This is a genomic window from Nocardioides scoriae, from assembly GCF_900104965.1.
Classification (GTDB): domain Bacteria; phylum Actinomycetota; class Actinomycetes; order Propionibacteriales; family Nocardioidaceae; genus Marmoricola; species Marmoricola scoriae.
Genome location: NZ_LT629757.1, coordinates 1,703,424 through 1,718,278, shown reverse-complemented (window position 1 = coordinate 1,718,278; position 14,855 = coordinate 1,703,424). Strand labels below are relative to the sequence as shown.

11 protein-coding genes and 1 pseudogene are annotated in these 14,855 nt (G+C 73.1%); 6 read left to right on the top strand and 6 right to left on the bottom strand.

Annotation, left to right across the window (positions count from 1 at the left end; genetic code table 11):
• Positions 1–62 precede the first annotated feature (62 nt).
• From BLU55_RS08215 to BLU55_RS08190, 6 genes are all read right to left on the bottom strand, one after another.
• Positions 63–806 (bottom strand): succinate dehydrogenase/fumarate reductase iron-sulfur subunit, encoded by a 744-nt coding sequence (locus BLU55_RS08215; protein WP_091728286.1) that lies wholly within the window; start codon positions 804–806, stop codon positions 63–65.
• A 52-nt stretch (positions 807–858) separates the two neighbouring features.
• Positions 859–2,880, bottom strand: a complete 2,022-nt coding sequence (locus tag BLU55_RS08210; RefSeq protein WP_091728283.1) for a fumarate reductase/succinate dehydrogenase flavoprotein subunit — start codon at positions 2,878–2,880, stop codon at positions 859–861.
• Positions 2,881–2,893: 13 nt separating this feature from the next.
• Positions 2,894–3,595 carry a succinate dehydrogenase cytochrome b subunit gene (locus BLU55_RS08205; protein ID WP_091728281.1) on the bottom strand — a complete coding sequence of 234 codons (702 nt, stop codon included), beginning with the start codon at positions 3,593–3,595 and terminating at the stop codon, positions 2,894–2,896.
• A gap of 82 nt (positions 3,596–3,677) precedes the next feature.
• Positions 3,678–4,829 (bottom strand): PP2C family protein-serine/threonine phosphatase, encoded by a 1,152-nt coding sequence (locus BLU55_RS08200; RefSeq protein WP_091728278.1) that lies wholly within the window; start codon positions 4,827–4,829, stop codon positions 3,678–3,680.
• 75 nt (positions 4,830–4,904) lie between these two features.
• Entirely contained in the window at positions 4,905–5,864 is a 960-nt protein-coding gene (locus tag BLU55_RS08195; RefSeq protein WP_091728275.1) for a glycosyltransferase, read from the bottom strand.
• A 92-nt stretch (positions 5,865–5,956) separates the two neighbouring features.
• Entirely contained in the window at positions 5,957–6,556 is a 600-nt protein-coding gene (locus tag BLU55_RS08190) for a GNAT family N-acetyltransferase (RefSeq protein ID WP_157682789.1), read from the bottom strand.
• Positions 6,557–6,737: 181 nt separating this feature from the next.
• Between BLU55_RS08190 and BLU55_RS08185 the strand changes: the two genes are divergently transcribed.
• From BLU55_RS08185 to BLU55_RS08160, 6 genes and pseudogenes are all read left to right on the top strand, one after another.
• Positions 6,738–8,549: a methylmalonyl-CoA mutase family protein gene (locus BLU55_RS08185; protein ID WP_091728270.1), complete on the top strand. Its 1,812-nt coding sequence runs from the start codon at positions 6,738–6,740 to the stop codon at positions 8,547–8,549.
• A gap of 65 nt (positions 8,550–8,614) precedes the next feature.
• A pseudogene (gene scpA / locus BLU55_RS08180) lies at positions 8,615–10,729 on the top strand (methylmalonyl-CoA mutase); the annotation flags it as partial.
• A gap of 2 nt (positions 10,730–10,731) precedes the next feature.
• Positions 10,732–11,751: a methylmalonyl Co-A mutase-associated GTPase MeaB gene (gene meaB / locus BLU55_RS08175; protein WP_091728264.1), complete on the top strand. Its 1,020-nt coding sequence runs from the start codon at positions 10,732–10,734 to the stop codon at positions 11,749–11,751.
• A gap of 5 nt (positions 11,752–11,756) precedes the next feature.
• Positions 11,757–12,314 carry a hypothetical protein gene (locus BLU55_RS08170; RefSeq protein WP_091728261.1) on the top strand — a complete coding sequence of 186 codons (558 nt, stop codon included), beginning with the start codon at positions 11,757–11,759 and terminating at the stop codon, positions 12,312–12,314.
• Between the two features lie 64 nt (positions 12,315–12,378).
• The gene (locus BLU55_RS08165; protein WP_231917113.1) at positions 12,379–13,593 is read left to right on the top strand and encodes an amidohydrolase; all 1,215 of its coding nucleotides are present in this window, start codon (positions 12,379–12,381) and stop codon (positions 13,591–13,593) included.
• A gap of 104 nt (positions 13,594–13,697) precedes the next feature.
• Positions 13,698–14,810 (top strand): BMP family lipoprotein, encoded by a 1,113-nt coding sequence (locus BLU55_RS08160; RefSeq protein ID WP_091728258.1) that lies wholly within the window; start codon positions 13,698–13,700, stop codon positions 14,808–14,810.
• Positions 14,811–14,855: the final 45 nt, after the last annotated feature.

Below are 14,855 nucleotides of genomic sequence, written 5' to 3'. Positions count from 1 at the left end.
CTCAACACCATAAGCACCAAATGTCCGTTTTGGTGACGATCGGACGAACTGGTGCGGATCGGCTAGTGGCCGTGCCGGATCGCGGTCCGCAGGTCCTTGTTGAGCTGCGAGATCACGTCGAGCGGGATGCCCTTGGGGCAGGCCGACGCGCACTCGCCGATGTTGGTGCAGCCGCCGAAGCCCTCGTGGTCGTGCTGGGCGACCATGCTGGCCACGCGGGTGTCCCGCTCGGCCTGGCCCTGCGGCAGCTCGCCGAGGTGGGTGATCTTGGCGCCGAGGAACAGCGAGGCCGAGCCGTTGGGGCACGCAGCGACGCAGGCGCCGCAGCCGATGCAGGTGGCGACGTCGAAGGCGCGGTCGGCGTTGGCCTTGGGCACCGGCGTCGCGTGGGCGTCGGGGGCAGCGCCGGTGTTGACCGAGACGAAGCCGCCGCTGGAGATGATGCGGTCGAAGGCCGACCGGTCGACCATCAGGTCCTTGATGATCGGGAACGCCTCGGCGCGCCACGGCTCGACGGTGATGGTCTCGCCGTCGTGGAAGGAGCGCATGTGCAGCTGGCAGGTCGTGGTGACCTCGGGGCCGTGGGCCTCGCCGTTGATCATCAGGTCGCAGCTGCCGCAGATGCCCTCGCGACAGTCGTGGTCGAAGACGATGGGCTCCTCGTCGTCGTTGATCAGCTGCTCGTTGAGCACGTCGAGCATCTCGAGGAACGACATGTCCTCGGAGATCTCGTCGACGTCGTAGGTGCGGATGCCGCCCTCGGCCTGCGGGCCGGCCTGGCGCCAGATCTTCAGGGTGAGCTTCATGAGGTGGGGATCTCCAGGTGGGGGGTTGCTCGACGGGGGGAGGGGCGGCGCGTCACTTGTAGCTGCGCTGCTTCATCTCGACGGACTCGTAGACGAGGTCCTCCTTGTGCAGGACCGGCTTCTCGCCCTCGCCGCCCCACTCCCAGGCGGCGACGTAGGCGTACTGGTCGTCGTGGCGCAGCGCCTCGCCGTCCTCGGTCTGCGACTCGCCGCGGAAGTGGCCGCCGCAGGACTCGCGACGGTTGAGGGCGTCGATGCACATCAGCTCGCCGAGCTCGAGGAAGTCGGCGACGCGGCCGGCCTTCTCCAGCGACTGGTTGACGGTGTCGCCCGAGCCCAGGACCTTGACGTTGCGCCAGAAGTCGTCCTTGAGGGTGCGGATGAGGTCGATCGCCTTCTTCAGGCCGTCCTCGGTGCGCTCCATGCCGCAGTACTCCCACATGATGTTGCCGAGCTCGCGGTGGTAGGAGTCGACGCTGCGGGTGCCCTTGTTGGACAGGAAGTGGTTGATCCGGGCCTCAGCCGCGGTGCGCGCCTCGACGACGGCCGGGTGGTCCTCGTCGATCTTCTCGAACGGGCTGTCGGCGAGGTAGTCGCGGATCGTGTTCGGCAGCACGAAGTAGCCGTCGGCCAGGCCCTGCATCAGCGCCGAGGCGCCGAGGCGGTTGGCCCCGTGGTCGGAGAAGTTGGCCTCGCCGGCCACGAACAGGCCGGGGATCGTCGACTGCAGGTCGTAGTCGACCCACAGGCCGCCCATGACGTAGTGGACCGCGGGGTAGATCCGCATCGGGACCTCGTAGGGGTCCTCGCCGGTGATGCGGGCGTACATGTCGAACAGGTTGCCGTACTTGCTCTCGATGGCCGGGCGGCCGAGGCGGCCGATGGCCTCGGAGAAGTCGAGGTAGACGCCGCGGCGCACGCCCTCGACCTCGGGGCCGACGCCGCGGCCCTCGTCGCACATGTTCTTGGCCTGGCGCGAGGCGATGTCGCGGGGCACCAGATTGCCGAAGGCGGGGTAGATCCGCTCCAGGTAGTAGTCGCGGTCCTCCTCCGGGATCTCCCGGGGGTCCTTGTCGGCGTCCTTGGCGTCCTTGGGCACCCAGATGCGGCCGTCGTTGCGCAGCGACTCGCTCATCAGGGTCAGCTTCGACTGGTGGGCGCCGGAGACCGGGATGCACGTGGGGTGGATCTGGGTGTAGCAGGGGTTGGCCATGTAGGCGCCCTTGCGGTGGGCGCGCCAGGTGGCGGTGACGTTGCAGCCCATGGCGTTGGTGGAGAGGAAGAAGACGTTGCCGTAGCCGCCGCTGGCGAGCACGACGACGTCGGCGAGGTGGGTCTCCAGCTCGCCGGTGACCATGTCGCGCACGATGACGCCGCGGGCGCGGCCGTCGACGACGACGAGCTCCACCATCTCGTGGCGGGAGTACTGCTGGACCGTGCCGGCGCCGATCTGGCGCTCGAGGGCCTGGTAGGCGCCGAGCAGCAGCTGCTGGCCGGTCTGGCCGCGGGCGTAGAAGGTGCGCGAGACCTGGACGCCGCCGAAGGAGCGGTTGTCGAGCAGGCCGCCGTACTCGCGGGCGAAGGGGACGCCCTGCGCGACGCACTGGTCGATGATGTTGGTGCTCACCTGGGCCAGGCGGAAGACGTTGGTCTCGCGGGAGCGGTAGTCGCCGCCCTTGATGGTGTCGTAGAAGAGCCGGTGGACCGAGTCGCCGTCGCCCTTGTAGTTCTTGGCGGCGTTGATGCCGCCCTGCGCCGCGATGGAGTGCGCGCGACGGGGGGAGTCCTGGTAGCAGAAGGTCTTGACCTGGTAGCCCGCCTCGCCCAGCGTCGCCGCGGCAGAGCCGCCGGCCAGGCCGGTGCCGACCATGATGACCGAGACCTTGCGACGGTTGGCGGGGTTGACGATGCGGGCGTCGAACTGCCGCGTGTCCCACTTCTCCTCGATGGGACCGGCCGGCGCCTTGGTGTCGCGCACGGGCTCGCCCGCGACGTAGTAGCCGGCGGCGTCGTCGTGCTGCTGCGGGTCCTCGGGGGAGGAGGGGTCGGAGGTCTTGAGGGCGGGGTTGCTCATCGGGTTCTCCTCGTTACTTGTCGATGACGCCGAGCAGGACGGACACCGGGACCGCGGCGAAGCCGCCGGCCACCACGACCGCGACGACGAGGCCGGCGCGCTTCCAGGCGGCGCGCGACGACGCGGTGTTGGTCAGTCCGAGGGTCTGTCCTGCGCTCCAGACGCCGTGGTGCAGGTGCGTGGCGAGCATGAACATCGCGACGAGGTAGATGAGCGTGAGCCACCAGACCGAGAAGGAGTCCACGAGCAGGTTGTAGGGGTCGTTGGTGGCGCCGCCGGAGACGTTGACCTTGCCGACGGTGAAGTTGAGCAGGTGCCACACGATGAACAGCAGCAGCGTCAGGCCGCCCCAGCGCATCAGGTGCGAGGAGAACGACGAGTGCTTGTTCTTCTTCACGACGTACTTCGAGCCGCGGGCGGTGCTGGCGCGACGCCAGAGCGTCACCGCGGCGTAGACGTGGCCGACCAGCGAGAGCAGGAGCACCACGCGGACGATCCAGAGCAGACCCTCGCGCGGCAGGATCGGCTCGCCGATGACCCGCAGGTGCTCGGCGTAGGCGTTGAAGGAGTCGTGTCCCGCGAACGCCTTGAGGTTGCCGTACATGTGCAGGAGCACATAGGCGATGAAGACGAGGCCGGTGACGGCCATGAGGATCTTCAGGGCGATGGTCGAGCGCGTCGACCTGCTGTTCTTCACCAGTGTCGTGGTTGCCACATCGGTCACGGTATCGCGGCGGGCATGATGACCGAGCCCGCGGGCGTGTGAGATATCCCCCTCGTGTCGCTCAGGGAACTCTTCACGAAGTCGTCGGGCGGCTCTCAGGCACGCCCTGCTCCAGCGTGGCCGGCTCGGTGGCGCGGTGCAGGATCAGCACCGCGCGGTCGTCCTCGCCCCGGCGCACGTCGGACAGCAGCCGCCCCGCCGCGCCGTCGAAGCCGTCGGCGACGGCGCTAGCCCCGCGCTCGCGCAGCCACTGCAGGCCGACGTCGAGGTCGCGCGAGCGGTACTCGATGACGCCGTCGGTGTAGAACATCAGCGCCTGGCCGGGGCCGAGCGTGCCGGTGCTGGTGTGCATCTCGGGCTGGGGCAGGATCCCGAGCGCCGTGCCCCGCGCGGCCGCGACCCGCCACTCGGCCTCCTGCGGCCACCAGACCAGGGCCGGCGGGTGGCCGGCGCTGGTGAGCAGGTAGTCGCCCGTCTCGAGGTCGACGGTGACGTGCACGGCGGTGGAGAAGCTCTCGTCGTTGCCCTGGCGGAGCAGGAAGTCGTTGGCCGCCTCGAACAGGCCCTGCGGGGGCAGCGAGCCGATCAGCCCGCCGAGCGCCCCGCCGAACTGCAGCGCCTGGGCGGCGGCGCCGACTCCCTTGCCGCAGACGTCGACCAGGATCATCTCGAGCCGGCGTCCGTCCTGGGTCAGGTCGGCCACGAGGAAGTCGCCGCCGTAGCCGATGCCGTTGGAGGCGAGCATGGCCGACTGCGACGTCCAGCCGTGGGGCAGCGGGGGCACGGTGCCGCTGGCCTGGAGCCGCCGGCGCAGGTCGGTCAGCATGGCCTCGCTGAGCGGACCGGGCAGCCCGCTGTGCTGGCGGCTGGAGGCGAACAGCACCAGGCCGACCGACACCACCAGGTTGAGGATGGCGGTCACCCGGGTGGCGTTGAGGTCGTTGGCGACCACCATCGCGGTGACGGCCATCGTGGTCGCGACCAGCGAGAGCACCACCAGCGGGCGGAACCGCAGCAGCAGCATGCCCAGCAGCAGCCACACGTAGTAGGACGTCAGGGGCATCAGCGGGTAGCGGGTCAGCGAGACGGCGAAGCACGCCGTCACCCCGACGAGCAGCGCCACCAGCGTCAGGGTCTGGCTCTCGCGGCTGCCGGTGCGCCAGGTGGCGACGGGGTCGGTGAGGTAGCGGTGCACGCGCGTCGACAGGGTCGTGACCGTGGCCATGCGACACCTTCCCCGAAGTCGACGTCTCGGCTCCAGCCTAGGTGCTGCGGGCGGCCCGCGTGGGGGGACGGCGGATCAGGGCAGGCGCTGCGCGGCGAGCTGCCCGCTGGTGGTCGCGGGCAGCGCGGCGGCGTAGTGCACGTCGACGAGCTCGCGCACCGCCTGGTCCCAGGTGCGGTCGGCGACCGACTCGCGGGCGCCGGTGGACAGCACGTGGCGCAGGTCGGGGCTGGCGGCCAGCCTGGCGACGTGGCGGGCGAACGCGCGGCCGCCCCGCTCGGTGGGGACGAGCAGGCCGGTGCGCTCGTGGCGCACCACGTCGGCGGCCGTGCCCGCGGCGTACGCCACGACGGGGACGCCGCTGGCCAGCGCCTCCAGCACCACGGGGGAGCAGGTCTCGCGCTTGCGCGGCTGCAGCAGCACGTCGACGGTCGCCAGGCAGCGGGCGCGCTCGACGCCGGAGGCGTGGGGCACCACCTTGGCGCCGGCGCTGCGCAGCTGCTCGGCGCCGGGGCCCTCGCCGACCGCCAGCAGCCGCACGCCGGGCAGCCTGGCCACCGTGGCGAGCCGGCCCAGGACGTTGCGCTTGGTCAGCGGCCCGAAGTAGCCCGCGACCAGCTGGCCGCCGTCGGGGGCGTGCGCCCGGGCCCAGCGCGCGTGCAGCGCCTCGTCGCGCAGCCCCGGGTGGTGGTCGGCCGGGTCGACGCCGGGGGCCCAGCCCCGCGGGCCGAGGACGACGGTGGGGATGCCCAGGCGCTCGGCCGCCTCGGCGGCCTTCATGCCCAGCCGGTGCGGGTCGACGAGGTGGCACACGTCGGGCCGCGAGAGCGCCATCGCCTCGCGGACGGCCGAGACGGGCGTCATCCGGCTCGCCCAGAACATCCGGGCGCCGTGGAAGGTCGCCTGGCCCCGGCCGCAGGCGAAGACCACGACGTCGTGGCCGTCGGCGACCAGCCGGGTCGTGACCTCGCGGGTCACCCGGGCCGCGGGCTCGTCGGCGGGGGAGAACTGCTCGGTGACCAGGGCGATGCGCATGGCTCCACGCTCGTCGCCGCACGTGACGGGCGCGTGTCCGACACGCGAGGACCAGGTGAACGCGCCGGTCGGAGAGCTGGCCGCGCGGGCGGCTAGGCCAGGTCGGAGGGCAGCAGGCCGTGGGAGCAGACGTCGTGGCGGCGCACGCCGTCGGGGTGGTCGGGGTCGCACATCGGGAGGAAGCCGCGGCGCACCCCCTCGCGGGCGTAGCCGGCGGCGAGGGCGACCCGGCAGGAGGCGGCGTTCTCGACGCTGTGCTCGAGCTGGGCGCGGGCCTGGCCGGGGCCGTCGGCGTCGAGGAGCAGCCAGCGGCTCAGCAGCCGCACCGCCCGGGTCGCGACGCCGCGGCCGCGGGCGTCGGCGTGCACGGCGTACCCGACGTCGGCGATGCGGAGCAGCGGCGGGGTGTCCTGGCGCCACGACACGGAGCCCAGGAAGAGGGCGGGGTCGGCGGCCTCGGCGACCACCAGGTCGCCCGGGGTGCGGTCGGCGAGCGCCTGGGCGCTGCGGGCGACGCGGTCGTCGAGGTCGGCGATCACCGACGGGACGGGCACGCCCGCCGGCTGCCCGTGGCGCAGCTGGACGGGGTCGTGGGCCTGCTCCAGCATCCGGGACCGGTCGCCGGGCACCGGCGCGCGCAGCACCAGCCCCTCGCCCTGCGCCACGACCCGTCCGCCCACCGGTGCCTCCACGTGCCGTCCCTCCCGTCGTCGACCCGTCATCGGCCGTCCACCAGACGGGGCCGCCGGTCCTCCCGGCACGGGGCCGACGCTAGCCGGGTGCCGCCGGACGCGGTGCCGATCGGGTGCTCCCGGCTGGGACGTGTTTCACACTCCCTGGTCGGTCATGGCCCGGGTCCCTAGTGTTCGGGCCATGACCAGTGACGTCCGTCTCAGCCCGCCGGTGTCCCTGGAAGCGGGAGCGGGCGGGTCCGCCGGCGGTGACGCGGGCCGCGAGGCCTGGGAGCACGCCGCCGCCGCGGTGCTCCGCAAGGCGGGCCGTCTCGGCGAGGACGACCAGGACTCCGCCGTGTGGGACCGGCTCGCCCGGACCACCCTCGACGGCCTGCGGGTCGCACCGCTCGGCACGCCCGCGCTCGTCGCCGACCTGCCCGAGCCCGTCCGGCCCCCGGCGCGCGACGCCGGCTGGGACGTCCGGCCGCTGCTGGCCGACCCGAACGCCGCCCGCGGCAACGCCTCGGCGCTGACCGACCTGGAGAACGGCGCCACCTCCCTGCTGGTGAGGGTGGGCCCCGGCGGCACCGCCGCCGACGACCTCGGCCAGCTGCTCCAGGGCGTGCTGCTCGACGTCGCCCCGGTGGTGCTCGACGCACCGTCGGACCCCCTGGGGGCTGCCCGCGCGCTGGCGGACCTGCTCGGCGGCACCACCGCGGCGCCCGGGACCAACCTGGGCGTGGACCCGGTGGCCGCCCGGCTGCGCGGGGTCGCGCCCGAGGGCGACGACCCGGCGGAGACCGTGGCCGAGGCTGCCCGCCTGGCCGGCGACCTGGGCTGCCGCGCCCTGGTGGTCGACGGCACCGCGGTGCACGACCTCGGGGGCTCCGACGTGCAGGAGGTCGGCTACGCGCTGGCGGTGGCGGCCCACCACCTGCGGGCGCTCGAGGCCGCCGGCGTCGACGTGGACGACGCCGCGCGGCTGGTGGAGTTCCGCCTGGCCGCGACCGACGAGCAGTTCCCCACGATCGCGAAGCTGCGCGCCGTGCGCCGGCTCTGGGCGCGGATGCTCGAGCTGAGCGGCGCGGGCGAGGACCACCGCCAGATGGTGCTCCACGTGGTCACCTCGCGACCGATGATGACCCGCTACGACCCCTGGGTGAACATGCTGCGCACCTGCGTGGCGACGTTCGCGGCCGGCGTGGGCGGCGCCGACGCCGTCACCGTGCTTCCCTTCGACAGCCGCCTCGGCATCCCCGACGACTTCGCCCGCCGGATCGCGCGCAACACCTCGACGCTGCTCGTCGAGGAGTCCCACGTCGCCAAGGTCGCCGACCCGGCCGGGGGCGCCTTCGCCGTCGAGCGGCTCACCGACGACCTCGCCGTGGCCGGCTGGGAGGAGCTGGGCCGCATCGAGGAGGCGGGTGGCGTGCTCGCCGTCCTCGACGACGGCTCGCTGCGCGCCCGCGTCGAGGAGGTGGTCACCGAGCGCGACCGCCAGGTCGCGACGCGGCGCCGCGCGATCACCGGCACCTCGGAGTTCCCGAACCTCCACGAGCAGCTGCCCGAGCGGCCGCCGCTGCCCGAGGGCACCCCTGCGGTGCGGCCGTGGGCCGAGCCCTTCGAGCGGCTCCGCGACGAGCCGGCGGGCACGCCCGTCTTCCTGGCCACGATGGGCAGCGTCGCCGCCCACACCGCCCGCGCGACGTACGCCGCCAACCTGTTCGCCGCGGGCGGCGTCGACGTGGTCGGCTCCGGCCCCCACGACGACGTGGCGGCGGTGCTCGAGGACTACCGCGGGCCCGACGGCGGCCAGCCGGTGGTGTGCCTGGTCGGCCACGACCGGGCGTACGACGCGTGGGGGGCCGAGCTGGTGGCCGCCCTGCGCGAGGCGGGCGCCCGGCGGGTGGTGGTCGCGGGCAAGCCCGGCGAGCTGGGCGTCGACGACAGCGCCGCCGTGGGCGTGGACGCCCTGGCCTTCCTGCAGCGCACGAGAGGACACCTGTCATGACGGTCCCGAAGAGCTTCGCCGGCCAGCCGCTGGCGGGTGCCGTGCGCGCCCACGAGCCGTCGCGGCGCGACCCGTGGGAATCGCCCGAGGGCATCGACGTGCTGCCCATCTACGGCCCCGAGCACCTCGAGGGCCTCGACGCGCTCGACACCTACCCCGGCCTGGCGCCGTTCCTGCGCGGTCCCTACCCGACGATGTACACCACCCAGCCGTGGACGGTGCGGCAGTACGCCGGGTTCTCGACCGCCGAGGAGTCCAACGCCTTCTACCGCCGCAACCTCGCGGCCGGTCAGAAGGGCCTCTCGGTCGCCTTCGACCTGGCCACCCACCGCGGCTACGACTCCGACCACCCGCGGGTCAAGGGCGACGTCGGGATGGCGGGCGTCGCGATCGACTCCATCTACGACGCCCGGCAGCTCTTCGACGGCATCCCGCTCGACGAGATGTCGGTCTCGATGACGATGAACGGCGCGGTGCTGCCGGTGATGGCGCTCTACATCGCCGCGGCCGAGGAGCAGGGGGTGAAGCCGGAGCAGCTCACCGGGACCATCCAGAACGACATCCTCAAGGAGTTCATGGTCCGCAACACCTACATCTACCCGCCGCAGCCGAGCATGCGGATCATCTCCGACATCTTCGCCTTCACCAGCGCGCGGATGCCGCGCTTCAACTCGATCTCGATCTCCGGCTACCACATCCAGGAGGCCGGGGCGACGGCCGACCTGGAGCTGGCCTACACCCTGGCCGACGGCGTGGAGTACATCCGCGCCGGCCTCGACGCGGGCCTGACGATCGACCAGTTCGCCCCGCGGCTGTCCTTCTTCTGGGCCGTCGGGATGAACTTCTTCATGGAGGTCGCCAAGATGCGCGCGGCCCGGGCGCTGTGGGCGCGGCTGGTCGCGCAGTTCGACCCGCAGAACCCCAAGTCGCTCTCGCTGCGCACCCACAGCCAGACCAGCGGCTGGTCGCTGACCGCCCAGGACGTGTTCAACAACGTGCAGCGCACCTGCATCGAGGCGATGGCCGCGACCCAGGGCCACACCCAGTCGCTGCACACCAACGCCCTCGACGAGGCGATCGCGCTGCCCACCGACTTCTCGGCCCGGATCGCGCGCAACACCCAGCTGCTGCTGCAGCAGGAGTCGGGCACCACCGGGACCATCGACCCCTGGGGCGGCAGCTGGTACGTCGAGCGGCTGACCCACGACCTGGCCACGAAGGCCTGGGCGCACATCCAGGAGGCCGAGCAGGCCGGGGGCATGGCCCGCGCGATCGAGGAGGGGCTGCCCAAGATGCGCATCGAGGAGGCAGCCGCGCGCACCCAGGCGCGGCTGGACTCCGGCGCCCAGAAGCTGGTGGGCGTCAACACCTTCCGGCTCGCCGACGAGGACCGGCTCGACGTCCTGCGGGTCGACAACGCCAGCGTCTACCGCCAGCAGCTGGCCAAGCTCGAGCGGCTGCGCGAGGAGCGCGACGGCGAGGAGGTCGAGCGCACGCTGCACGCCCTGACCCGCGCCGCCGAGTCCGGCGTCTCGACGGGCGCCACGAGCGGGGCCGACGCCTCCGACGGCAACCTGCTCGCGCTCGCGGTCGACGCGGCGCGGGCCAAGGCCACGGTGGGGGAGATCTCCGAGGCGCTGGAGCAGGTCTACGGCCGCCACCGCGCGGTGATCCGTACGATCTCGGGCGTGTACAAGCGCGAGTCCGGCACCAACGAGGCGATGGCGCAGGTGCTCGCGGCCACGGAGAGGTTCGCCGAGGACGAGGGCCGCCGCCCCCGCATCCTGGTGGCCAAGATGGGCCAGGACGGCCACGACCGCGGCCAGAAGGTGATCGTCACGGCCTTCGCCGACATGGGCTTCGACGTCGACGTGGGGCCGCTGTTCTCGACACCCGAGGAGGTCGCGCAGCAGGCGGTCGACGCCGACGTCCACGTCGTCGGGGTCAACTCGCTCGCCGCCGGCCACCTCACGCTGGTGCCGGAGCTCAAGCAGGCGCTGGCCGACCAGGGGGCCGAGGACGTCATGGTCGTCGTGGGCGGGGTGATCCCGCCCGACGACGTGGCCACGCTGCTCGAGATCGGGGCGGCCGCTGTGTTCCCGCCCGGCACCGTCATCGCCGAGGCCGCGCTCGACCTGCTCGCGAAGCTGTCCGCGCAGCTCGGCCACGACGGTGGCTGAGCGTGCCGGCTCCTGACGTCGACGCGCTCGTCGAGGGGGTCCGTGCGGGCCGGCGCGCGTCGGTGTCGCGGGCCATCACCCTGGTGGAGTCGGCCCGCGCCGACCACCGGGTGGCGGCGCGCGAGCTGCTGACCCGGCTCACCGACGGCGCTGCGCCGGCGTCGGTGCGGGTCGGGATCTCCGGGGTGCCCGGCGTCGGCAAGTCGACCTTCATCGAGGCGCTGGGCAGCCACCTCACGGGGCTCGGCCACCGCGTCGGCGTGCTCGCCGTCGACCCGTCCTCGGTGCGCACCGGCGGCTCGGTGCTCGGCGACAAGACCCGGATGGCGACCCTCGCGGCCGACCCCGCGGCGTACATCCGACCCTCGCCGACGGCCGGCACCCTGGGCGGCGTCGCCCGCGCCACCACCCAGGCGATGGTGGTGCTCGAGCAGGGCGGGTACGACGTGGTGCTGGTCGAGACCGTGGGCGTGGGCCAGTCGGAGGTGACCGTGGCCGGCATGGTCGACACCTTCTGCTTCCTCACCCTGGCCCGCACCGGCGACCAGCTGCAGGGCATCAAGAAGGGCATCCTGGAGATCGCCGACGTGATCGCGGTCAACAAGGCCGACCCGCCGAGCGCCTCGGGCGGCGGCGGCGACCGCGCGGCCGAGGCCCGGTCGGCGGCCAAGGAGCTCGCCGGCGCCCTGCGCCTCGTGCACGGCGGGGGCGACGGCTGGGTGCCGCCGGTGCTCACCTGCTCGGCGCTGCACGACCAGGGCATCGACGAGGTCTGGGCGCGGGTGCTCGCGCACCGGGAGTCGATGGGGGAGCAGGGCCTGGCCGACAAGCGCGCCGGCCAGCAGCTCGACTTCACCTGGGCGCTGGTGCGCGACGAGCTCGACCAGCGGCTGCGGCGCTCGCCCGGGGTGGGCGCCGTGCGGGACGACGTACGACGCGAGCTGCTGGCCGGCCTGACCACCGCACCCCTGGCGGCCGACCGGCTGCTCGCGGCGTACGACAGCGACCCGAGGCAGCGCTGATCGCCGTGCCGCTGCGTCGCCTCGTCCTCGTCGTCGGTGCCGTCGTGCTGGTGCCCGTCCTGGTCGTGCTGGTCTGGTGGTGGGTGCGCGGCGACGACCTGCCCGCCTCGCAGGGCCGCTTCCTCGACGCCGTCTCCTCGATCCAGGAGCGCGCCCGGAGCGCCACCGACGTCCAGCTCGTCCAGGCCCGAGAGGACCGCGCCACCCGGCTCTGCGCCGGCCAGCGCTCCGCTGGCATCGCGCGGCCCGAGCTGTCGGTGCAGGGCTGGGTCGGCACCGCGCAGGACATCGGCACCGAGCGCGACGACGTCGGCACCCTGCGCCTCGAGCTCGACCACGACGTCACCCTCGTCGTCGACGGCTCCGGCGGCGGCGGGGTCACCCCCGGGTCCCAGCTGTTCCGCGCGCTCTCCAAGGTCGACGACGGCGACGAGGTCACCTTCGGCGGCCGCTTCGTCCGCGACCCCGACACCTGTGTCTCCGAGCGCAGCCTGCGCCTGGTCAACAGCCTCCGCACCCCCGACTTCGACTTCGTGCTCACCTCGATCAGCCCGCGGGGGTGAGCCGGGCGACCCACCCACCGGACCGCGCCACGCGTGGCGCGCCACGACGGATACCCTCGTGCGAGTGAGTTCCCTGCCCCCTGCCGACGTGGCCGCCCTCGTGGCGGCGGTGTGCGCGGGGGTCCGCGGGCGCGAGGAGATGCTCGTCGAGGTCCGTCGCGACCTGCACGCGCACCCCGAGCTGTCGTGGTCGGAGGAGCGCACGGCGGCGACCGTGTCCAAGCACCTCGAGCACGCCGGCCTCGACCCGCGGCCGATGGCGCGCGGCGGGCTGCTCGTCGACATCGGCCCCACCGGGGCCACCACGGGTCCGCTGGTCGCGCTGCGCGCCGACCTCGACGCCCTGCCCGTGGACGACCGCACCGGCGACCCCTGGGCCAGCACGGTGCCCGGCGTCGCCCACGCGTGCGGCCACGACGTCCACACCACGGCGCTGCTCGGCGCCGGCCTCGCGCTCGCGGCGGTGGCCGACCGGCTGCCCGGCCGGGTGCGGCTGGTCTTCCAGCCGGCCGAGGAGATCATGCCGGGCGGCGCGCTCATGGCCATCGACGGCGGCGCGCTCGACGGCGTGGACCGGATCTTCGGCCTCCACGTCGACCCGACCCTCGACGTCGGCACCGTCGGGGTGCGCGAGGGGCCGCTCACCGGCGCCGCCGACCACCTCGACGTCGTGCTCACCGGCAAGGGCGGCCACACCAGCCGCCCGCACCTGACCGAGGACCTCACCTTCGCCCTCGGCAAGCTGGTCACCGAGCTGCCCGCGGTCCTCTCGCGGCGCATGGACCCCCGCGCCGGCGTCAGCGTCGTGTGGGGACTGGTCCAGGCCGGTTCGGCCGTCAACGTCATCCCCTCGACCGGTCGCGCCGGCGGCACCGTGCGGATGCTCGACGCCGTCGCCTGGCACGACGCCGAGCAGCTGGTGAGCGACACCATCGCCCAGATCGTCGAGCCGTACGGCGTGGAGCCGACCATCCGCTACGTGCGCGGCGTGCCCCCGGTCGTCAACGAGCACCGGGCCACCCACGTGCTGGCCGCCGCGGTCTCCGACGTGCTGGGCCAGCCCGGTGTGGTCGCCACGACCCAGAGCCTGGGCGGCGAGGACTTCGCGTGGTACGTCGACTCCGTGGCCGGCGCCATGGGCCGCCTCGGCACGCGCACGCCGGGCGGTCCGACGTACGACCTCCACCAGGGCGACCTGCGGGTCGACGAGGGGGCGATCTCGGTCGGCGCGCAGGTGCTGGCGGCCGCCGCGATCGAGTCGTTGGTCACCGACCGATAACACTTCTCCGCGCGGTGCCCGCGCCGATAGGTGGCGCCAGACCGCTCGCTTAGGGTGCTCGTGACACGTGCCGGGCAGTGGCACCCTGAGTTCGAGGAGACGTCTTGCGACGGTTCAGCAAGATCGCGGCAGTAGCGCTGGTGGGCTCCATCGCCCTTGCCGGCTGTGGCAGCAACGGAAGCGGCAGCGGCGGGAGCGGCAGCAGCGCGTCGGCCGAGAACGACGTCTGCAAGAGCGCCAAGGGTGACGGTCCCAAGATCGGCATGGCCTACGACGTCGGCGGCCGGGGCGACCAGTCCTTCAACGACTCCGCCTACAAGGGTCTCGAGCGCTCCGTCGACGAGCTGTCGGCGACCTGCATCGAGGCCAAGGCCGCCCCCGACGACAACGACAACACGCGTGCCGAGCGGCTGCGCACCCTGGCCGAGGGCGGCTACAACCCGGTCGTGGCCGTGGGCTACCTCTACTCGCCGGCCGCCGCCAAGGTCGCCGCCGAGTACCCCGACACCGACTTCGCGGTCGTGGACGGCTACAGCAACGCGCTCACCGGCGACAAGCAGCTGCCCAACCTGTCCGACCTGACCTTCGCCGAGCAGGAGGGCTCCTACCTGGTCGGGGTCGCCGCCGCCCTGCAGACCAAGTCCGACCACATCGGCTTCGTCGGCGGCGTCAACGGCGCGCTGATCCAGAAGTTCGAGGCGGGCTACCTGGCCGGCGCCAAGTCGGTGACCCCCGACATCAAGGTCGACGTCCAGTACCTCACCGAGGACCAGAACGACTCCAAGACCGGCTACGAGAACCCCGCCGGCGGCAAGGACGCGGCCTCCGCGATGTACGAGGACGGCGCCGACGTGGTCTACCACGCCGCGGGCAAGTCGGGCCTGGGCGTGTTCCAGGCCGCCACCGAGGCCGGCGACGGCAAGTGGGCCATCGGCGTCGACTCCGACCAGTACCTCACCGCGGACAAGGCGCAGCAGCCGCACATCCTCACCTCGATGCTCAAGCGCATCGACACCGCGGTGTTCGAGGAGGCCAAGGCGTTCGCCGACGACCAGGTCAAGGCCGGGTTCGTGACCTACGACCTCAAGGTCGACGGTGTCGGCTACTCCACCTCGGGTGGCTTCGTGGACGCCTACAAGGACCAGATCGACGCCGCCGCGGAGAAGATCAAGAGCGGTGACATCACCGTCCCGACCGACCCGAAGAAGGTGAAGTGAGGTCCCCCTCGGGACCTGACCTCCCCCAGCAGATGTGAGTGACCC